This window comes from Demequina maris (assembly GCF_000971155.1).
Taxonomy (GTDB): domain Bacteria; phylum Actinomycetota; class Actinomycetes; order Actinomycetales; family Demequinaceae; genus Demequina; species Demequina maris.
Map to the genome: position 1 here is coordinate 162,882 of NZ_BBLX01000005.1, position 18,325 is coordinate 181,206.

Sequence of the window (18,325 nt, forward strand, 5' to 3'; positions counted from 1 at the left end):
GCCCGACCCCCTCCGCACCACCTCAGCACCCTCGAGAGGCACACCATGACCACCACCGTGACGGCGCCGGAGGCGACCGGGGCGCAGGCGCCCGACGCGCCGCCCTCCCGCAAGCGGCGCCCGAAGCTGCCGTACGCGCTGCTGATCCCCGCGATCGCGACGCTGCTCATCGGCCTCGGCTACCCGGTCACCTGGCAGATCATCAACTCCTTCAAGGAGTACGGGCTCGCCCAGCAGTTCGGGCAGCCGGCCGAGTTCGTCGGCATCCAGAACTACCTCGACCTCTTCACCGACTCCGTCTTCTGGACGATCGCCCTGCGCTCGGTCGCCTTCATGGCCGGCACCGCGCTGCTCACGATGGGCATCGGCATCGCCCTCGCGCTCCTCATGAAGGCCATCCCCACGTGGTCGCGCATCGTCCTCCAGGTCGCGATGCTGCTGGCCTGGGCGATGCCCATCGTGGCGCAGATGACCGTCGCGAACTGGCTCATCGACGACCGCAACGGCGTGGTCAACTACGTGCTGTCCCTCATCCCGGGCGTGGACCTCGTGGGCCACAACTGGCTCGAGCAGCCCCTCAGCTTCTTCCTCGTCGCCATGACGATCATCACGTGGGCCTCGGTGCCGTTCGTCGCGTTCTCCGTCTACGCGGGGCTCACCCAGGTCTCCGACGAGGTCCTCGAGGCCGCGTCGCTCGACGGTGCCAGCAGGTCGCAGACGCTCCGCATGGTGATCATGCCGATCATCCGCCCGGTCCTCGTCATCCTGCTCCTCCTCCAGCTCATCTGGGACCTGCGCGTCTTCGCCCAGATCCAGCTGCTGCAGGACTTCGGCGCTGGCGGCGAGCGCTACGACCTGCTCGGCACCTACATCTACGGGCTCGGCATCGGCCAGAGCCAGTTCGGCATGGCCGCCGCGGCCGCGATGGTCGTGATGGCGCTCACCCTCGCGGTCAGCTGGGGCTACGTGCGCAGCATGCTCAAGGAGGACTCGGAATCATGAACCGCACCATCCTGCGCGCCGGCGGCGCCACCCTCGCCGTCGTCCTCGCCGCGATCTGGGCCTTCCCCGTCTACTGGATGATCAACACGTCCTTCCAGACGCCCGCCACGATCAACAAGCTCACCCCGACGTTCGTGCCGCTGGACGGCACGCTGAAGAACTACCGCGAGGTGCTCGCGGACAACAGCTTCACCGCCGCGCTCGGCATGTCGCTCACCGTCACCGCCATCGCGCTCGTGCTGTGCGTGCTGTACGCCGTGCTCGCCGCGCTCGCGATCGCCCGCTTCCGCTTCCGCGGCCGCAAGACGTTCGTGCTCGCGATCATCGTGGTGCAGATGCTGCCGGCCGAGGCGATGTTCATCGCGCAGTACAAGATGCTCGCCTCCGCCAACCTGCTCAACTCGGTCATCGGCGTCACGGTCATCTACCTCGCGATGGTCGTGCCGTTCACCACGTGGATGCTGCGCGGCTTCGTCGCGGGCGTGCCGATCGACCTCGAGGAGGCCGCGATGATCGACGGCTGCACCCGCATGGGGGCGTTCCGCCGGGTCACCTTCCCGCTGCTCGCGCCGGGCCTGGTCGCGTCGGGCGTGTTCGCCTTCGTGCAGGTATGGAACGAGTTCGCGCTCGCGTCGATCATCCTCACCGAGAACCAGAAGGCCACGCTGCCGCTGTGGCTGCGCGACTTCGCGCAGACCTCCAACCTGGGCGTCACCGAGTGGGGCCAGGTCATGGCCGGCTCCGTGCTCGTCGCGATCCCGGTGATCGTGTTCTTCATGATCGTCCAGGGCCGCATGGCTCAGGGCCTCGTCGGCGGCGCGGTCAAGGGATGAGCGCCCCCATGAACCCCCTCGCCGTCCTCATGCCCGGCTTCGTCGGGTACACGCTGCCCGCATGGCTCGAGCAGCGGCTGCGCGACGGGCTCGGCGGCGTGTGCCTGTTCGCCGCCAACGTCGAGTCGCCCGCGCAGCTGCGCGCCCTCACCGACGCGATCCACGCGGCCAACCCCCTCGCGGTCGTCTCGATCGACGAGGAGGGCGGCGACGTGTCGCGCCTCTACCAGGCCGTCGGCTCGCCGTTCCCCGGCAACGCGGTCCTCGGACGGCTGGACGATGCGGCGGCCACCGAGGCGGTCGCCGCCCGGGTGGGCGCCGAGCTCGCCGCGGCGGGCGTGGACCTCACGCTCGCCCCGGACGTCGACGTCAACGCGGACCCCCGCAACCCGGTCATCGGGGTCCGCAGCTTCGGCACGGACCCCGCTCGGGTGGCGCGCCACTCGGCCGCGTGGGTCGCCGGCGTGCAGGCGCAGGGCGTGTCCGCCTGCGCGAAGCACTTCCCCGGTCACGGCGACACCGCTCAGGACTCGCATCACGCGCTGCCGACCGTCGACGCGGACGCCGAGACGCTCCACGCCCGCGACCTGCCGCCGTTCGTCGCCTCGCTCGACGCCGGCGTCGCCACGGTCATGACGTCGCACATCATGGTGCCCGCGCTCGACCCCGAGCTCCCCGCCACGTTCTCGCGACCCATCCTCCGGGGCCTGCTGCGCGCGGGCCTCGGCTTCGAGGGCGTCATCGTCACCGACGCGCTCGACATGAAGGGCGCGAGCGAGGGGCGGGGCATCCCCGCCGCCGCGGTGCTCGCCCTGGCGGGCGGCGCCGACCTGCTGTGCCTCGGCTCGGTCAACCCCGACGAGGAGATCGGCGCGGTCGCCGACGCCATCGCGGCCGCGGTCGCCGACGGCTCGCTGGACGGGGCCCGTGTGGCCGACGCCGCCGAGCGGTGCGCCGCGCTGGGCCGGGCCCACGCGGAGCGCCGGACCGCCGCATCGTCCGCCGTGCCGGAGATCGTGGGGGCCGCCGAGGTGCGCGGCACCTTCGACGTCTCGGACGAGGCCGCCGCCGCGCTTGCGGCTGACCGGCCGCGCGCGTGGCTGCGCCTCGAGCCCGCCTTCAACGTGGCGGTGGGCAACGCGCCGTGGGGCCCGTTCGCCGCCGGCGTGGACGCCGCGGCGACGCTCGGGCCGGACGGCGACCCCGCATCGTTCGCCGCCGCCGTGCCCGCGGGCGCGCTCGCGGTGGTCGTGGGCAAGGACAATCACCGCCACCCGTGGGCGCTGGCCGCGATCGACGCGGTGCGCGGACGCGGGGACACCGTGGTGGTAGACATGGGCTGGCCCGGTGACGTGGCCGCCGACGTCGCCACGTATGGGGCGTCCCGCCTGGTAGGCGACGCGCTCCTCGAGCTGATCGGACACTGACATGCATCTGGGAATCGACATCGGTGGCACCAAGACCGATGCCGTGGTCGTCGACGCGGCCGGCGTCGTGCGGTCCCGCCACCGCCTCCCGTCGGGCCACGGCGGCGACGCCGTCGTGGCGGCGGCGCTCGAGGCGTCGCGGGTGGTGTGCGAGCAGGCAGGCGTGCGGCCGGAGGACGTGACCGTCGGCATCGGCACGCCGGGCACCGTGGTCGACGGGGTGGTGTGCCACGCGCTCAACCTCGGCGTCGACCGGCTCGACCTCGCGGCGGAGTTCGCCGCCGGCTGGGGCGCGCGCCCCGAGGTCGACAACGACGTCAACGTGGCCGCGCTCGGCGCGTGGGTGCTCGCCGGCGACGGCGCGCACCGCTCGATGGCGTACCTCAATCTCGGCACGGGCCTCGCGGCGGGCCTCGTGCTCGGCGGCAAGGTGTGGCGCGGCAGGCGCGGCGCGGCCGGCGAGATCGGCCACATCTCCGTGGATCCGGCCGGGCCGATCGGCTCGGACGGGCTGCCCGGCGGGCTCGAGACGTACGCCTCCGGCTCGGGTCTCATGCTCCAGTGGGGCGTCGAGGGCGCGACCGGGAGCGACGTGGTCGCGGCGGCCGAGGCGGGCGACGCGCGGGCGCGCGAGATCTGCGACCGCGCCTACTACGGGCTCGCCTCGTGCGTGCGCGTGCTGGTCCTCACGCTCGACGTCGACGAGGTCGTCGTCGGCGGCGGCATGACGGCCTGGGGCGAGGACCTCATGGCGGGCGCGACCCGCATCCTCGACGCGTGGGCGGCCACGAGCCCGTTCCTCGCGTCGCTGCAGCTGGCGCAGCGCATGCGCCGGCTCGACATGGACGTTCCGGTGGCCGCGATCGGCGCCGCGATGCTGGGAGGTGGACGTGGCTGAGGTCATCGTTCTGGAGACGCCCGCCGACGCGGGCGCGTTCGTCGCGGCGCACATCGCGGCATGCGTCCGCGAGGACCCGCTGTTCACGCTGGGGGTGGCGACCGGCTCGACCCCGCTGCCCGTCTACGAGGGCCTGCGCGCCGAGCGCGAGGCCGGCACGGACTTCTCGGCGATGTCCGCCTTCGCGCTCGACGAGTACGTCGGCCTGCCGGCGGGTCACCCCGAGAACTACCGGGCGGTGGTGGACCGCGAGGTCACCGCGCCGCTCGGGCTCGACCCCGCGCGCGTCCACGTGCCCGACGGCTCGGCCGCGGGCATCGAGACGGCGGGCGAGCGCTACGAGGCCGCGCTCGAGGCGCATGGCGGCGTCGACCTGCAGCTGCTCGGCATCGGCCGTACGGGCCACCTGGGCTTCAACGAGCCGGGCTCGTCGTTCGGCTCGCTCACGCGCGTGAAGACGCTCACCGAGCGCACCCGCCTCGACAACGCGCGCTTCTTCGACTCGCTCGACGAGGTGCCGATCCACTGCGTCACGCAGGGCCTCGGCACCATCCTGCGCGCGCGCCACCTCGTGCTCCTCGCGTTCGGCGAGGGCAAGGCCGAGGCGCTCGCCGCGGCCGTCGAGGGCCCCGTGTCCGCGTCGATGCCCGGCTCCGCCATCCAGCTCCACCCGCGTGTCACCGTGGTGGTGGACGAGGCGGCCGCCTCGCAGCTGCGCTTCGCCGACTACTACCGGTGGGCGCAGGACCACAAGCCGGAGTGGCAGGGGATCTGAGCGTCATGGGCGGGTACGTCGACATCCACTCGCACGGCGGCGGCGGGCACGACTACGGCAGCACCGTGGCCGGGACCCGGGCCGCGCTCGCGGCGCATCGTGCCCACGGCAGCGACCGGGTGGTCGCATCGCTCGTGTCCTCGCCCGTCGCCGAGGTGGCGCGCGCGGTCGGCGTGATCCGCGAGGTCATGGCCGACGACGCCGGGCTGCTCGGCGTGCACCTCGAGGGCCCGTTCCTCGCGCCCGCCCGCAAGGGTGCGCACGACCCGCACGCGCTCGCGCTGCCCACGCCCGACGCCGTCGCGGCGCTGCTCGAGGCCTGCGACGGGACGATGCGCCAGATCACCATGGCGCCCGAGCTCCCCGGCGCGCTCGACGCGATCGGGACCCTGGTCGATCACTGCGTGGTGGTGGCGGTCGGCCACAGCGAGTGCACCGCCGACAAGGCGCGCGCGGCCTTCGACCGCGGCGCCACGCTCATCACGCATGGCTTCAACGCGATGCGGGGCATCGTGGGCCGCGAGCCGGGGCCGCTGGGCGCGGCGCTCGCGGACCCGCGGGTCTTCATCGAGGTGATCGCCGACGGCATCCACGTCCACCCCGACAACATCGCGATGCTGTTCCGGGCGGCGCCCGGGCGCGTCGTGCTCGTCACCGACGCGATGAGCGCCGCGGCGGCCGTCCCCGGGCGGTACGTGCTGGGCGGGCTGGACGTGGATGTCACGCCGGACGGCCGCGCGGTGCTCGCCGGCACGGACACGCTGGCGGGCTCGACGCTCACCATGGACCGCGCCGTCGAGGTCTGCGTCGAGGCGGGCGTGCCCCGCGAGGAGGCGGTCGCCGCCGCGACGACGGTGCCGGAGCGGGCGCTGGGCCTCGCCTGACGCGCGCAGCCAGCACCTACACGGTTGTGCCGGCGCGGGCAGCTAGCACCTACACGGGTGACACGCGATCTCAGGGCGACTGGTCTACCAGGGGTGATCGTCGCTTGCTCGCGCCGAGAGGGGCCCGTGACATCAGATCCGGGTGCTGCGTGCGCGCCGCGTGAGCGGCTCAAGGGCGCGTGTCGGTGCTGCTTGCGGGCTACTTGAAGACGATCGTCCGGTGGCCGTCCAGCAGCACCCGGTGCTCCGCGTGCCAACGAACCGCCCTCGCCAGCGCGCGACGCTCGACGTCCGCGCCGATCGCCGTCAGCGCCTCGGGCGTGAACGTGTGGTCGACGCGCTCGACGTCCTGCTCGATGATCGGGCCCTCGTCGAGATCCGACGTGACGTAGTGCGCGGTGGCGCCGATGAGCTTGACGCCGCGGTCGTGCGCCTGGAAGTACGGGCGCGCGCCCTTGAAGCTCGGCAGGAACGAGTGGTGGATGTTGATGATCCGCCCGCGCAGCGCGTCCGACAGCTCGGGGGAGAGGATCTGCATGTACCGCGCGAGCACCACCACCTCCGCGTCGAGCTCCTCGACCAGCGCGAGCAGCGCGGCCTCCGCGTTGGCCTTGGTGTCCGGCGTCACGGGGATGTGGTGGAACGGCTTGCCGTAGAACTCGGCTAGGTCCTTGAGGGTCGCGTGGTTGCCCACGACGCCCACGATGTCGACGGGGAGCGTCTTCGCGCGCTCGCGGAACAGCAGGTCGTTCACGCAGTGCGCCGCCTTCGACACCATCACGATGGTGCGCATCCGGCGGCCGGCGACGTCGAGGTTCCAGGTCATCTCGAACCGCTCGGCGATGCCGCCCACGGCCGCCTCGAGCTCCGCGAGCGGCGCCGCGGACGCGAACTCGACGCGCATGAAGAACAGTCCGGTGTCGGGGTCGCCGAACTGCTGCGACTCGGTGATGTTGCCGTCGTGGTCCGCGAGCACGCCGGACACCGCGTGGACGATGCCGGGGCGGTCGGGGCAGGACAGGCTGAGGACCCAGGACGATGCGTCGGTCATGACGCCCAAGATTAGCGGGAACGACATCGGTCGGGTCCGGCGCGTGCGCGCTCGCCGTCGCGCGGCGCGACGGCGTGGACAACCGCGCGCCGGGGACATACGGTGGCCGCGGGCGCGGCACCCCTCGCCGGGCGTCGCCGCCCCTGTGTTCCGGTCACGGCCGCGGGAGGCCCTCAGCATGCTGTCATCCACGGTCCTCCAGGTCCTCCGTCGCGGTGCCGCGGTGAAGGTCGCGGCGCTCGCCTCGCTGGTGCTCGCCCTCACGGCGAGCCCCGCCGGCGCCGCGACCGCCTCTCCCGACGTCCCGGCCACCTTCACCGTGAAGGGCGCGGGCTACGGGCACGGCGTGGGCATGCCTCAGTACGGCGCGCAGGCGATGGCGGTCGCGGGCCGCGGCGCCGTCTCGATCCTCCGCACGTACTACCCGGGCACCAACGTCGCCTGGGTCGATGCGGGCAAGGACCTGAGGGTCGGGATCTTCGGGTCGGGATCGGACGCCCGCGGATCCGTCGACGTGGTGGCGACCGGCCCGTGGCGCCTGAGATTCGTCAACGGCTCGGGCGCCACCGCGCACACCACGTGGACCGGCACCGCCGGCGAGGTCCTCCATGTGACCCGCACGGGCACCTCCGTCAAGGTCACGCGGAAGGGCGGCGTGAGCGCGGTCGCGACCGGCCGGGTGAGGGTCGACTGGGCGGGCACCCGCTACTACCGACCGGGCTCCTCCGCCGCCACGACGGTCTCCCTCCGCAAGGCGGGCAAGACGGCCTCGGCGACCCACGGCACCTACCGTCACGGCCGCCTCGTGATCTCGGTGCCGGCAGCCGGATCCCCGCAGCGCCTCACCGTGGTCAACCAGCTGAGGCTGAACTCCGAGTACCTGTACGGCATCGCCGAGATGCCGTCGTCATGGCACACCTCCGCCCTCCGCGCCCAAGCCATCGTCGCGCGCGGTTACGCGTTACGCGCCGTCGACGCGGGGATCAAGGCGTCCTGCGACTGCCACCTCTACGACGACACCCGCTCCCAGAACTTCACCGGCTGGCGCAAGGAGAGCGAGGGCACGAACGCGTACTACGGCAAGCGCTGGGTGGCCGCGGTCAACCGCACGCGCAGCGGCGCGAGCGGCCGCGTCGTCCGGTACCACGGCACGATCGCGCAGACGTTCTACTTCTCGTCGTCCGGCGGCCAGACCGAGAACAGCGAGGACATCTGGTCGGCGGAGGTGCCCTACCTGCGTTCGGTCGACGACCCGTGGTCGCTGAAGACGACCGTCTCGAACCCCTGGCGCGCCTGGTCGCGGACCCTGACGCAGGAGCAGGCGAGCGCGGCGTTCGGGCTGCCCGACGTCGTGGCGATCAAGATCACCGCGCGCACCGCCGGCGGGTCGGACGCGGCCGTCACGCGGGTGAGGGCGACCTCATCCACGGGTGCGACGGCCATCCTCACCGGCGCCGAGACGATCCGGACCAGGCTCGCGGCGGGCACGTCGCCCTGGATCCGCCGGGTCATCGCGAACTCCTGACGGATCGGCGCCGCCGGGCGTCGCGTCGTGCGCCGCGCGTGGCGACGTCATGCCAGGATGGTGCCATGAGCGAGGGCGACGAGATCCGGATCGACGTGGTGAGCACCGCCGACGCGGGCGAGCTCCTGACGGTGCGCCGTGCGGCGTTCGTCTCCGAGGCGCAGGTCTTCAACGACCCGAACATCCCCGCGCTCACGCAGACGCTCGAGGAGCTCGTCGTCGACCTGCAGGACGGCAACGTCATCACGCTCGGCGGGTGGATGGGCCACCGGCTCGTCGGCTCGATCCGCGTGGGCCTCGAGAACGGCAAGGCCACCATCGGCCGCCTCGCCGTCGCGCCCGACCAGCAGGGCCACGGCATCGGCACGCAGCTGCTGTTCGCGGTGCTCGCGTACCTGCCCGAGGACACCAAGGAGGTCTGGGTCTTCACCGGCCAGAACTCCAAGCACAACATCGCGATGTACAACAAGGCCGGATACGAGCACCAGTTCGACCAGGTCGCGGGCGACCTGACGTACGCGTACCTGCGCAAGGTGCTCGAGGCGGGCGCGATCATCGACGACGAGGACGATGCGGAGGACGCCCCGGCGCCCTCGGAGAGCTGAACCGCGCGAGCTGAGGAGGGGCGATGACCTGGTACGACACGGTCATCGTCGAGCCCGGGCGGGCGCCCACGCTGTGGTTGCTCATCGGCTTCGTGCTGACCTTCGCGATCACCCGCGGGGTGACGCGGCGGATCCGCGCGCGTGAGCACGCCGTCGCGATCGGGGAGGCCGAGCCGTCCGAGGGCGGCATGATCTCGAACATCCACCTCGGCGGCGTCCACGTCCACCACCAGGTGTGGGGCATCCTCCTCGTGCTCGTCACCGGCGTGCTCCAGTTCCGCTACGCGCCCTCCTCGCCGTGGGTCGAGATCCTCGCGGCGCTGTTCGGAGCGGGCGCGGCGCTCGCGCTCGACGAGTTCGCGCTATGGCTCCACCTCGAGGACGTGTACTGGTCCGCGGAGGGGCGCAAGTCGATCGACGCGATCCTCGTCGCGTCGGTGCTGGCGCTCGCCCTGCTGCTCGGCACGTCGCCCATCGGCGTGAGCCCGGAGGACGCCGGGTCGTGGTGGGCGTTCGCGATCACGCTCGCGCTCCACTTCGCCTTCGTGATCCTCAGCGCGCTCAAGGGCAAGCGGATCACGGCGCTCATCGGTGTCGTCGTGCCGACGGTCGCCCTGATCGCGGCGATCCGCCTCGCCAAGCCCACGTCGTTCTGGGCGCACCGCCGCTACGGCGAGGAGAGGATGGCGCGCGCGCGCCGCCGCTACTCCGAGGAGTACCAGGCGCGCTGGGACCGCCTCCGCGACCGCATCGGCGGCCGCCACGGCACCCGGCTGGGGGCCGCCGTGGAGCGCCGGGTCAACGAGGGGTTCGTCCACGCGACGCGGGACGATGCGCCGGTCACGTCCCCCGACCACGGCCCCGACGCGGTCGGGCGGGAGACGGGGGCCTAGGTCCGCGCGGGCCCCGAGCCCGTTGCTAGACTCGGGCCTGCCGCAACTGGCGCAGTGGGTCACCCACAGGGAGCGGCAAGGAGTACAGAGACGACTGCTGGTCGCACGCCTGGGCCACTGGTCACCGGAATCACGCATGCCGGCGACCCCGCCGGCGGACAGACAAGGACAGTCATGACGACCGACTCCAGCGCCACCGCTGCGGTGATGAACGCCACGCTGCAGGACTTCGACCCCGAGATCGCCCAGGTCCTCGACCGCGAGCTCGACCGCCAGCGCACCTACCTCGAGATGATCGCGTCCGAGAACTTCGTGCCGCGCTCCGTGCTCCAGGCGCAGGGCTCCGTGCTCACCAACAAGTACGCCGAGGGCTACCCCGGCCGCCGCTACTACGGCGGCTGCGAGGAGGTCGACGTCGCGGAGACCATCGCGATCGAGCGCGCCAAGTCGCTGTTCGGCGCCGAGTACGCGAACGTCCAGCCCCACTCTGGCGCCACCGCCAACGCCGCGGTGCTGCACGCGCTCATCAACGCCGGCGACAAGATCATGGGCCTCTCGCTCGCGCACGGCGGCCACCTCACGCACGGCATGAAGCTCAACTTCTCGGGCAAGCTCTACGACGTCGCCGCGTACGGCCTCGACGAGCAGACGCACCGCATCGAGATGGAGCAGGTGCGCGAGCAGGCCCTCGCCGAGCGTCCCGACGTCATCATCGCCGGCTGGTCGGCGTACCCCCGCCACCTCGACTTCGCCGCCTTCCGCTCGATCGCGGACGAGGTCGGCGCCAAGCTGTGGACCGACATGGCGCACTTCGCGGGCCTCGTGGCCGCGGGCCTGCACCCCAGCCCCGTGCCGCACTCGGACGTGGTCTCGACCACCATCCACAAGACCATCGGCGGCCCCCGCTCCGGCATGATCGTCGCGCGCGACACCGTGCTCGCGAAGAAGCTCAACTCGGCCGTGTTCCCGGGCCAGCAGGGCGGCCCGCTCATGCACGTGATCGCCGCGAAGGCGGTCGCGCTCAAGGCCGCGGCCGGCGAGGAGTTCAAGGAGCGCCAGGAGCGCGTCCTCGAGGGCGCGCGCATCATCGCCGAGCGCCTCACCTCGCCCGACGCCATCGAGGCGGGCGTCAACGTCGTCACCGGCGGCACCGACGTCCACCTGGTCCTCGCGGACCTGCGCCACTCGCCGCTCGACGGCCAGCAGGCGGAGGACCTCCTCCACGAGGTCGGCATCACCGTCAACCGCAACGCCGTCCCGTTCGACCCCCGCCCGCCGATGGTCACCTCCGGCGTGCGCATCGGCACCGCTGCCCTCGCGAGCCGCGGCTTCGGGGCCGAGGAGTTCACCGAGGTCGCCGACGTCATCGCCACGGCGCTCAAGGGCGGCGCGGATGTCCAGGCGCTGCGCGCCCGCGTCGCGCGCCTCGCGGACGACTTCCCGCTGTACGAGGGCCTCGCCCAGTAATGGCGCAGATCCTCGACGGCAAGGCCACCGCGGCCGCCATCAAGGCCGAGCTCGCGGAGCGGGTGACGGCGCTGCGCGAGCGCGGCGTCGTCCCCGGCCTCGGGACGCTGCTCGTCGGCGACGACCCGGGCTCGACCTGGTACGTCAACGGCAAGCACGCCGACTGCGCCGAGGTGGGCATCGCCTCCATCCGTGAGGACCTGCCCGGCACCGCGACGCAGGAGGAGATCGAGGCGGCGGTCGCGCGGCTCAACGCCAACCCCGACTGCACCGGCTTCATCGTGCAGCTCCCGCTGCCGCGGGGCATCGACACCAACCGCGTGCTCGAGCTCGTCGACCCCGACAAGGACGCCGACGGCCTGCACCCGACCAACCTCGGGCGCCTCGTGCTGCGCATCGCGGAGGACATCGACTCGAGCCTGCCGTGCACGCCTAAGGGCATCATCGAGCTCATGACGCGCCACGGCATCGACCTGCGCGGCAAGGAGGTCGTGGTCGTCGGCCGCGGCACCACCGTGGGCCGCTCGATCGGGCTGCTCCTCACCCGCAAGGCCGTCAACGCGACCGTGACGCTGTGCCACACCGGCACGCAGGACCTCGCCGCTCACACCCGCGGCGCGGACGTGGTCATCGCCGCGGCGGGCGTGCCCGGCATCGTCACCGCGGACATGGTCAAGGACGGCGCGGTGCTCGTCGACGTCGGCGTCTCCCGGGTCACGGACCCCGAGACCGGCAAGTCGCGCGTGGCCGGGGACATCGCCCTCGACGCACGCGAGAAGGCCTCCTGGTACTCGCCCAACCCCGGCGGCGTGGGCCCGATGACCCGCGCGATGCTGCTGAGCAACGTGGTCGAGAGCGCGGAGCGCGCGCTCGCCTGACCGCGCGCGTCCACCTTCACGTCGCAACCGGCGTACGGATCACCGCGAGGGGCCCTCCCAGCCCGTCGGAACCCGTTCCGTACGCCGGTTGCGTGCGTCCGGGCGTCGGCGGGCGCCGGTACCGTTGACGCCATGAGAATCGCTTCCGTCAACGTCAACGGCGTGCGCGCCGCCGCCAAGAAGGGCATGCATGACTGGATCGCCGCCTCCGCGTGCGACGTCATCTGCCTCCAGGAGGTCCGCGCCCCGCTCGAGATCACCGCGGGGCTCATCGGTGACGACTGGAACGTGGTCGAGCAGGCCTGCGAGATCAAGGGCCGCGCGGGCGTCGCGATCGCCTCCCGCGCGCCGCTGACGGACGTGCTCGCGGGCGTCGACGCGCTCGGCGGCGCGATGGGCGAGCCGGTGCACACCGGCCGCTGGATCGAGGCCACCGTCGAGTCCCCGTCGGGCCCCGTCCGCGTCGTCTCCGTCTACATGCACTCCGGCACCGCCGGCACGCCGAAGATGGACGACAAGTACGCGATGCTCGACGCGATGACGGAGCGCCTCGCGGCGCTGCGCCAGGAGTTCGACCGCGTCGTGGTGATGGGCGACATCAACATCGCGCACAGCGAGAACGACATCAAGAACTGGAAGGGCAACCTCAAGTCCGCGGGCTTCCTGCCCGAGGAGCGCGCCTACCAGGACCGCTGGGTCGAGGCCGGCTGGGTCGACGTCCACCGCGCGCTCGAGGGGCCCAAGCCCGGCCCGTACACGTGGTGGTCCATGCGCGGCCAGGCCTTCGACAACGACGCCGGCTGGCGCATCGACTACCAGTACGCGAGCCCGCTGCTCGCGGCGAAGGCGACCGCGGTGCGCGTCGACCGCCAGGCGTCGTGGGACGCCCGCTGGACGGACCACGCCCCGCTCGTCGTCGACTACGCGCTGTAGCCGCCGCGTGCATCGTCCCGTCGCCCGGGACGATGCACGGGCTCAGACGAGCAGGTAGCGCGGGCGGGGGATCGCGTACATGTCGAACAGCTCGTCCACGCGGCGCGCGACCACGTCGATCTGCGTCGCCCGCACGAGCGCGACCGCGCAGCCGCCGAAGCCCGCTCCCGCGAGTCTTGCGCCGAGCGCGCCCGCCTCGACCGCGCCCTCGACGGCGATGTCCAGCTCGGGCGTGCTCGCGCCGTAGTCCGAGCGTAGCGAGCGGTGCGAGGTGAGCATGAGCGCGCCGATCTCCGTGAAGCGGTCGTGCGCGGGGCCCAGCCCCGCGAGCTCCGCGACGGTCTCGCGCACCCGCAGGTCCTCGGTGACGATGTGCCGCGCGCGACGATGCACGATCGGGTCGGAGATGGCCCGTACCTGGGCGATCGCGCCGGGGGAGTCGGCGAGCGCGCGCAGGGAGCGCACCCCCAGGGTGGCCGCGGCGAGGGCGGCGTCGCGGCTGCGGCGGCTGTAGGACTCGCGCCAGCCGGGGTTGCGGGCGCCGGTGTCGATCAGCAGCAGCCGCATCCCGTAGTCCGGGAAGTACAGGGGGTAGCGGGTGATGTCCGGCGGGACCTCGGAGAAGTCGAGCAGCACCGCCTCCCCGTCCGCGCACCGCAGCACCGTGTGCGTGTCGAGCCGCCCGCACGGGAAGCCGACGTAGATGTTCTCCGCCTCCCAGCAGGCCTCGGCGAGCTCGGTCGCGCCGGCCTCGGTGTCGAGCGCGAGCCCCCACACCGTGTCGGCCGCGCGCGCGACGCCGGCCGACAGCGCGGCCGACGAGCCGAGGCCTGCGCTGGTGGGCAGGCACGAGTCGATGGCGAGGTCGAGGCCGGTCACCGGGTAGCCGCGCTCCGCGAGGGCCCACACCACGCCGGCGACGCGCGACGGCCAGCCGTCGTCCGACGGGCCCAGCGCGTCGAGCGCGCCCTCCCACCGGGGACCCGGACCGCGCACCGCATCCCCCTGCGCGGTCACCACCCGCAGCGCCTGGTCCTCGCGGCGGCGCGCGGCCACGAACGTGCGGTGGGTGGTGACGGTGGCGAGGGTGAGGCCCTCGCTGTAGTCGGTGTGGTCGCCGACGATGGTGAGGCGGCCCGGGGCCGAGACGATCGCGTCCGGCTCGCCCTCGAACGACTCCGCGAAGAGGTCCCGGGCGCGGTCGGCCCCCTCGTCGAGGCTCCACGGCTCGAGCCAGCGAGGCGCATCGTCCGACGCGGACGCGGTCACGCGCTCATTGTGCCAGCGGGAGCGGTCCCGCGCCGGGCCGGGCGTGCCACAATGCGAGGGTCAGCCGAGGAGGTTCCCATGGCCCGCACGCCCGCGCCCGAGCCCGAGGAGGGCGCAGTCGAGGAGGCGCCGGCCCCGGAGGCCGCGCCCACCGCGGAGATGCCCGCCGGCCAGCCCGCGCCCGAGGCGGCGCCGCCCGCCCCGGCGCCCGCCGCATCGTCCGTCCCGCCGTCCGTGCTCGAGCGCGTCCGGGCCAACCGCGTGGGGCCGCTCGCCGCGGCGCTCACGGTGGCCGTCGTGGTCGCGCTGCTGCTCGCGATCCTGGTGCCGAGCGAGCCCAACCTGTACGCGTCCGTCCTGCTGGGGCTGCTGCTCACCGCGGCGGTGGGCTTCACCACCCGCTACCTGTCCCGCGAGCACGGGCTGCTCACCCAGCTCACGGCGTTCGTCGCGACCGTCATCGGCGTGCACCTCATGGCGGTCACGGGCTCGATCGACGGCGTGGCTTCGGGCGGCGCGGGCCAGCTGCTCGAGCTCATCGGCGCGAGCGGGCCGGGCTTCGACGACGCCCTGCTGACGGCCCTCGCGACGCCCGCGATCACCACGGGCGGCATCATCGCGGGCCTGGTGGCCGCGATCATCGCCGGCTGGGGCCCGCGCGACCGGGACTGACAGGCCGCACGTCCCCATCACCCAGCCGTACCGCTGACGGTGCGGAACCGCCGCGCGCGGAGGCTCCCGGTACCGCTCAGCGTGCGGGGCCGACCGCTACTTCCGGACGGGCGTGACGCCGAGCGAGCGCCCGGCGAGGCCACGCTGACGTGCGGTGAGCCGGCGGGCCACCGCGCGCATCGCCTCCGCCGCGGGAGACTCCGGGTCCGACACCACGACGGGCGTGCCGTTGTCGCCGGCCTCGCGGGCGGTGATGTCGAGCGGTACCTGGCCGAGCACCGGCACGTCGGTGCCGAGCACCTTGGTGAGCCGGTCCGCGACGGTCTGGCCGCCGCCCTCGCCGAACACGTGGAGACGCGACCCGTCGGCCTGCTCGAGCCACGCCATGTTCTCGACGACGCCGACCACGGACTGCGAGGTCTGGGTCGCGATGGCGCCCGCGCGCTCGGCGACGCCAGCGGCGGCCGCCTGCGGGGTGGTCACCACGAGGATCTCGGCGTGGGGGAGCAGCTGCGCGACGGAGATCGCGATGTCGCCGGTCCCGGGCGGCAGGTCGAGGAGGAGCACGTCGAGGTCGCCCCAGAACACGTCCGCGAGGAACTGCTCGATCGCGCGGTGCAGCATGGGCCCGCGCCACACGACCGGCTGGCCCTCGGGCACGAACATGCCGATCGACACGGCCTTGACCTCGTGCGCGATGGGCGGCAGCAGCATGTCGTCGAGGCGGGTCGGCTGGCCCTGCACTCCCAGCATGCCGGGGATCGAGAAGCCGAAGATGTCCGCGTCGAGCACGCCCACCTTGAGGCCGTCCTGCGCCATCGCGGCCGCGAGGTTCGCGGTGACGGTCGACTTGCCGACGCCGCCCTTGCCGGACGCGATCGCGTAGATGCGCGTCATGTTGCCGGGCTGCGTGAACTGGATGACGGGCTCGGGCTTGCCGCCGCGCAGCTTGGAGCGCAGCTCGAGGCGCTGCTCCTCGGACATGACGCCGAGCTCGATGCGCACGTCGGCCACGCCGTCGACCGAGCGGGCCGCGGCGTCCACGTCGGTGGTGATGCGCTCGCGCATCGGACAGCCCTGGGTGGTGAGGTCGATGCCGACCACCGCGAGATCGCCCTCGAGGTCCACCGAGCGGACCATGCCGATCTCGGTGATGGGGCGGCGGATCTCGGGGTCGATGACCTTCGCAAGGGCGTCGCGGATGAGCTCGACGGTAGGCATGGCGTCCATCGTAGGCGCTCGCCCGGGGCCTCCCGCGCGGGTGGGGAGGGACGATGCGGCGACCACCGCATCGTCCGGGGTCAGCGCGTGCGGCGGGCGGGCTTGCGGGGCTCGTCGCCCTGCTCGTCGTCGTTCTCCTCGGCGCGCAGCTCCTCGAGCAGCGCACGCAGCTCGGAGCGCACGAAGTCGCGGGTCGCGGTCTCGCCGAGCGCCTGGCGTAGCGACGCCATCTCGCGGGCGAGGTACTCGGTGTCGGCGAGCGAGCGGGCGGCCTGCTGGCGGTCCTGCTCGGCGGCCACGCGGTCGCGGTCGTCCTGGCGGTTCTGCGCGAGCAGGATCAGGGGCGCGGCGTAGGAGGCCTGCAGCGACAGCATCAGCGTGAGCGCGGTGAAGCCGTTCGCGGCGGAGTCGAAGCGCAGGTCCGCGGGCGCCCAGATGTTCCACGCGAGCCACACGAGGCAGAACACCGTGAGGTAGACGAGGAAGCGCGGGGTGCCGAGGAAGCGCGCGATGCCCTCGACGAGCACGCCCGCGCGGTCCGGGTTCGAGGAGCGGCGGCGGAACAGGCCGCGCTCCGCGCCCTTAGGGCGGTCGAGACGGTCAGCCACGGGCGCCCCCCTTCGCCGGCGCCTGGACCTCGGCCTCGTCGTCCTCGTCCATGTGCTCGCGCCAGTCGCTGGGGAGCAGGTGGTCGAGGACGTCGTCGATCGAGATCGCGCCCACGAGGCGGTGGTCGTCGTTGACGACGGGCAGCGCGAGGATGTCGTAGGCCGCCATGCGGCGCGCGACGACGGACAGGTGGTCGCCGGGGTGCAGCGGCGCGATCGCGGGGTCCACGAAGTTGCCGATCGAGTCGTGCGGGGGCTCGCGCAGCAGCCGCTGGATGTGGACGAGGCCGATGTACCGGCCGGTGGGGGTCTCGAGCGGCGGGCGCACCACGAAGACCATCGAGGCGAGCGCCGGCGGGAGCTCCTGCTTGCGCACGAGCGCGAGGCACGTCGCGACCGAGGTCTCGGGGCCCACGATCACGGGCTCGGTGGTCATGAGGCCGCCCGCGGAGTCGTCCTCGTAACCCAGCAGCTGCTCGACGTTGCGGGCGTCCTCGGGCTCCATCAGCTCGAGCAGCGCGGCGGCCTGCGGGGCGGGCAGGTCGCCCAGGAGGTCGGCCGCGTCGTCCGGCTCCATCGCCTCGAGGACGTCGGCGGCGCGCTCCGAGCGCAGCGTCGAGAGAAGGACGATCTGGTCCTCCTCGGGCATCTCCTCGAGCACGTCGGCGAGGCGCTCGTCGTCCAGCGCGGCGGCGATCTCGGCCGAGCGCGACGGGGACATCTCCATGAGCGCGGCGGCGAGGTCCGCGGGCTTGTGGTCCTCGAAGGCCTCGATGACGAGCGACGCGCCCTGGTTCTTGTCGCGGGTCGACAGGCCGGTGACCTCGTCGACGCCGACCACGACCGCCTCGCCGCGGCGGGAGAAGCCGAGCACGCCCTTCCGGCGCTCGCCCTTGCGCACGTACAGCTTGGTGAGCCGCCACGTCTTGGTGCGGTCCTGCTCGATGGCGATGTCCTCGATGTAGCCGGTGGAGCGGTCCTCCTTGAGCTTGACCGAGCGCTCGAAGAGCTCCGCGATCGCGAGGGTCTCGCCGGGCCGGGCCTTGAAGCGGCGCAGGTTGACCACGCCGGTGCAGATGACCTGCCCGGGCGAGATCGACGTCACGCGGGTGAGGGGCATGAAGACGCGCCTGCGCCCCGGCACCTCGACGACCAGCCCCACCGCGGTCGGCGGGTTGCCGCCGGTGCGCCGGATCACGACGACGACGTCGCGGACACGGCCCACCGCGTCGCCGATGGGATCGAAGACCGGGGTGCCCGCGAGGCGCGCGATGTAGACGCGGTCGACTGCGGTGCTCATGGGGCCAAGCGTAGCCCCGGCTTGCCGTCGCGCCTGGGAGGTGGTGCGGTCCGGGCGGGGACGACGCTCGCGCATCGTCCCCGC

18 protein-coding genes and 1 riboswitch are annotated in these 18,325 nt (G+C 73.0%); of the genes, 13 read left to right on the top strand and 5 right to left on the bottom strand.

The annotated features are described in order from the left end of the window. Nucleotides 1-45: 45 nt before the first annotated feature. From AOM02_RS07795 to AOM02_RS07820, 6 genes are read left to right on the top strand one after another with little or no spacing between them, the layout of a single operon-like run. Complete coding sequence (locus AOM02_RS07795) at nucleotides 46-1,002, top strand: carbohydrate ABC transporter permease (protein WP_062298484.1); 957 nt, start codon at nucleotides 46-48, stop codon at nucleotides 1,000-1,002. Then, a complete protein-coding gene (locus AOM02_RS07800) occupies nucleotides 999-1,835 on the top strand; it encodes a carbohydrate ABC transporter permease (protein ID WP_062298486.1) in 837 nt (278 codons plus the stop codon). Before AOM02_RS07795 ends, AOM02_RS07800 begins: the two co-directional genes overlap by 4 nt. 8 nt (nucleotides 1,836-1,843) lie before the next feature. Next, nucleotides 1,844-3,262, top strand: coding sequence for a glycoside hydrolase family 3 N-terminal domain-containing protein (locus AOM02_RS07805; RefSeq protein WP_062298488.1), 1,419 nt, complete (start codon nucleotides 1,844-1,846; stop codon nucleotides 3,260-3,262). Between the two features lies 1 nt (nucleotide 3,263). Next, nucleotides 3,264-4,160, top strand: coding sequence for an ROK family protein (locus AOM02_RS07810; RefSeq protein WP_062298491.1), 897 nt, complete (start codon nucleotides 3,264-3,266; stop codon nucleotides 4,158-4,160). Next, on the top strand, nucleotides 4,153-4,935 hold the full coding sequence (locus AOM02_RS07815) for a glucosamine-6-phosphate deaminase (protein WP_062298493.1): 783 nt from the start codon (nucleotides 4,153-4,155) through the stop codon (nucleotides 4,933-4,935). The genes AOM02_RS07810 and AOM02_RS07815 overlap by 8 nt, the downstream gene beginning before the upstream one ends. A 5-nt stretch (nucleotides 4,936-4,940) precedes the next feature. Beyond that, entirely contained in the window at nucleotides 4,941-5,819 is an 879-nt protein-coding gene (locus tag AOM02_RS07820) for an N-acetylglucosamine-6-phosphate deacetylase (protein ID WP_062298496.1), read from the top strand. A 199-nt stretch (nucleotides 5,820-6,018) separates the two neighbouring features. On the opposite strand, the gene purU is transcribed toward AOM02_RS07820, so the two are convergent. Then, the gene (gene purU, locus AOM02_RS07825) at nucleotides 6,019-6,870 is read right to left on the bottom strand and encodes a formyltetrahydrofolate deformylase (RefSeq protein WP_062298499.1); all 852 of its coding nucleotides are present in this window, start codon (nucleotides 6,868-6,870) and stop codon (nucleotides 6,019-6,021) included. A 178-nt stretch (nucleotides 6,871-7,048) separates the two neighbouring features. Between purU and AOM02_RS07830 the strand changes: the two genes are divergently transcribed. The 6 genes from AOM02_RS07830 to AOM02_RS07855 all read left to right on the top strand — a co-directional run bounded on the left by AOM02_RS07830 (nucleotide 7,049) and on the right by AOM02_RS07855 (nucleotide 13,171). Then, nucleotides 7,049-8,395: a SpoIID/LytB domain-containing protein gene (locus AOM02_RS07830; protein ID WP_062298502.1), complete on the top strand. Its 1,347-nt coding sequence runs from the start codon at nucleotides 7,049-7,051 to the stop codon at nucleotides 8,393-8,395. A 65-nt stretch (nucleotides 8,396-8,460) separates the two neighbouring features. Then, nucleotides 8,461-9,000 carry a GNAT family N-acetyltransferase gene (locus AOM02_RS07835; RefSeq protein WP_062298505.1) on the top strand — a complete coding sequence of 180 codons (540 nt, stop codon included), beginning with the start codon at nucleotides 8,461-8,463 and terminating at the stop codon, nucleotides 8,998-9,000. 23 nt (nucleotides 9,001-9,023) lie between these two features. Continuing rightward, complete coding sequence (locus AOM02_RS07840) at nucleotides 9,024-9,893, top strand: hypothetical protein (protein ID WP_062298508.1); 870 nt, start codon at nucleotides 9,024-9,026, stop codon at nucleotides 9,891-9,893. Between the two features lie 32 nt (nucleotides 9,894-9,925). Beyond that, nucleotides 9,926-10,015, top strand: a riboswitch (ZMP/ZTP riboswitch). 52 nt (nucleotides 10,016-10,067) lie between these two features. Next, nucleotides 10,068-11,360, top strand: coding sequence for a serine hydroxymethyltransferase (glyA, locus tag AOM02_RS07845; protein WP_062298510.1), 1,293 nt, complete (start codon nucleotides 10,068-10,070; stop codon nucleotides 11,358-11,360). Further along, nucleotides 11,360-12,238, top strand: coding sequence for a bifunctional methylenetetrahydrofolate dehydrogenase/methenyltetrahydrofolate cyclohydrolase (locus AOM02_RS07850; protein WP_062298512.1), 879 nt, complete (start codon nucleotides 11,360-11,362; stop codon nucleotides 12,236-12,238). The genes glyA and AOM02_RS07850 overlap by 1 nt, the downstream gene beginning before the upstream one ends. 132 nt (nucleotides 12,239-12,370) lie before the next feature. After that, the gene (locus AOM02_RS07855) at nucleotides 12,371-13,171 is read left to right on the top strand and encodes an exodeoxyribonuclease III (protein WP_062298515.1); all 801 of its coding nucleotides are present in this window, start codon (nucleotides 12,371-12,373) and stop codon (nucleotides 13,169-13,171) included. A gap of 42 nt (nucleotides 13,172-13,213) precedes the next feature. On the opposite strand, the gene AOM02_RS07860 is transcribed toward AOM02_RS07855, so the two are convergent. Next, nucleotides 13,214-14,440, bottom strand: a complete 1,227-nt coding sequence (locus AOM02_RS07860; protein ID WP_062298518.1) for a galactokinase — start codon at nucleotides 14,438-14,440, stop codon at nucleotides 13,214-13,216. 78 nt (nucleotides 14,441-14,518) lie between these two features. Here AOM02_RS07860 and AOM02_RS07865 point away from each other — a divergent pair, with 78 nt between their 5' ends. Beyond that, nucleotides 14,519-15,112 (top strand): hypothetical protein, encoded by a 594-nt coding sequence (locus AOM02_RS07865; RefSeq protein ID WP_062298520.1) that lies wholly within the window; start codon nucleotides 14,519-14,521, stop codon nucleotides 15,110-15,112. Between the two features lie 96 nt (nucleotides 15,113-15,208). Here the strand turns inward: AOM02_RS07865 and AOM02_RS07870 are convergent, their stop codons facing one another. From AOM02_RS07870 to AOM02_RS07880, 3 genes are all read right to left on the bottom strand, one after another. Then, nucleotides 15,209-16,333, bottom strand: a complete 1,125-nt coding sequence (locus AOM02_RS07870) for an Mrp/NBP35 family ATP-binding protein (RefSeq protein WP_082099559.1) — start codon at nucleotides 16,331-16,333, stop codon at nucleotides 15,209-15,211. A gap of 80 nt (nucleotides 16,334-16,413) precedes the next feature. Then, nucleotides 16,414-16,941, bottom strand: coding sequence for a DUF1003 domain-containing protein (locus tag AOM02_RS07875; protein ID WP_062298524.1), 528 nt, complete (start codon nucleotides 16,939-16,941; stop codon nucleotides 16,414-16,416). Continuing rightward, nucleotides 16,934-18,241 (bottom strand): magnesium transporter MgtE N-terminal domain-containing protein, encoded by a 1,308-nt coding sequence (locus tag AOM02_RS07880; RefSeq protein ID WP_062298526.1) that lies wholly within the window; start codon nucleotides 18,239-18,241, stop codon nucleotides 16,934-16,936. The genes AOM02_RS07875 and AOM02_RS07880 overlap by 8 nt, the downstream gene beginning before the upstream one ends. Nucleotides 18,242-18,325: the final 84 nt, after the last annotated feature.

What these genes read in the sequence shown, in the direction of transcription:
- AOM02_RS07795 (WP_062298484.1), top strand. Translation starts at nt 46, where the DNA reads ATGACCACCACCGTGACGGCGCCGGAGGCGACCGGGGCGCAGGCGCCC.
- AOM02_RS07800 (WP_062298486.1), top strand. Translation starts at nt 999, where the DNA reads ATGAACCGCACCATCCTGCGCGCCGGCGGCGCCACCCTCGCCGTCGTC.
- AOM02_RS07805 (WP_062298488.1), top strand. Translation starts at nt 1,844, where the DNA reads ATGAACCCCCTCGCCGTCCTCATGCCCGGCTTCGTCGGGTACACGCTG.
- AOM02_RS07810 (WP_062298491.1), top strand. Translation starts at nt 3,264, where the DNA reads ATGCATCTGGGAATCGACATCGGTGGCACCAAGACCGATGCCGTGGTC.
- AOM02_RS07820 (WP_062298496.1), top strand. Translation starts at nt 4,941, where the DNA reads ATGGGCGGGTACGTCGACATCCACTCGCACGGCGGCGGCGGGCACGAC.
- purU (WP_062298499.1), bottom strand. Translation starts at nt 6,870, where the DNA reads ATGACCGACGCATCGTCCTGGGTCCTCAGCCTGTCCTGCCCCGACCGC.
- AOM02_RS07830 (WP_062298502.1), top strand. Translation starts at nt 7,049, where the DNA reads ATGCTGTCATCCACGGTCCTCCAGGTCCTCCGTCGCGGTGCCGCGGTG.
- AOM02_RS07835 (WP_062298505.1), top strand. Translation starts at nt 8,461, where the DNA reads ATGAGCGAGGGCGACGAGATCCGGATCGACGTGGTGAGCACCGCCGAC.
- AOM02_RS07840 (WP_062298508.1), top strand. Translation starts at nt 9,024, where the DNA reads ATGACCTGGTACGACACGGTCATCGTCGAGCCCGGGCGGGCGCCCACG.
- glyA (WP_062298510.1), top strand. Translation starts at nt 10,068, where the DNA reads ATGACGACCGACTCCAGCGCCACCGCTGCGGTGATGAACGCCACGCTG.
- AOM02_RS07850 (WP_062298512.1), top strand. Translation starts at nt 11,360, where the DNA reads ATGGCGCAGATCCTCGACGGCAAGGCCACCGCGGCCGCCATCAAGGCC.
- AOM02_RS07855 (WP_062298515.1), top strand. Translation starts at nt 12,371, where the DNA reads ATGAGAATCGCTTCCGTCAACGTCAACGGCGTGCGCGCCGCCGCCAAG.
- AOM02_RS07865 (WP_062298520.1), top strand. Translation starts at nt 14,519, where the DNA reads ATGGCCCGCACGCCCGCGCCCGAGCCCGAGGAGGGCGCAGTCGAGGAG.
- AOM02_RS07870 (WP_082099559.1), bottom strand. Translation starts at nt 16,333, where the DNA reads ATGCCTACCGTCGAGCTCATCCGCGACGCCCTTGCGAAGGTCATCGAC.
- AOM02_RS07880 (WP_062298526.1), bottom strand. Translation starts at nt 18,241, where the DNA reads ATGAGCACCGCAGTCGACCGCGTCTACATCGCGCGCCTCGCGGGCACC.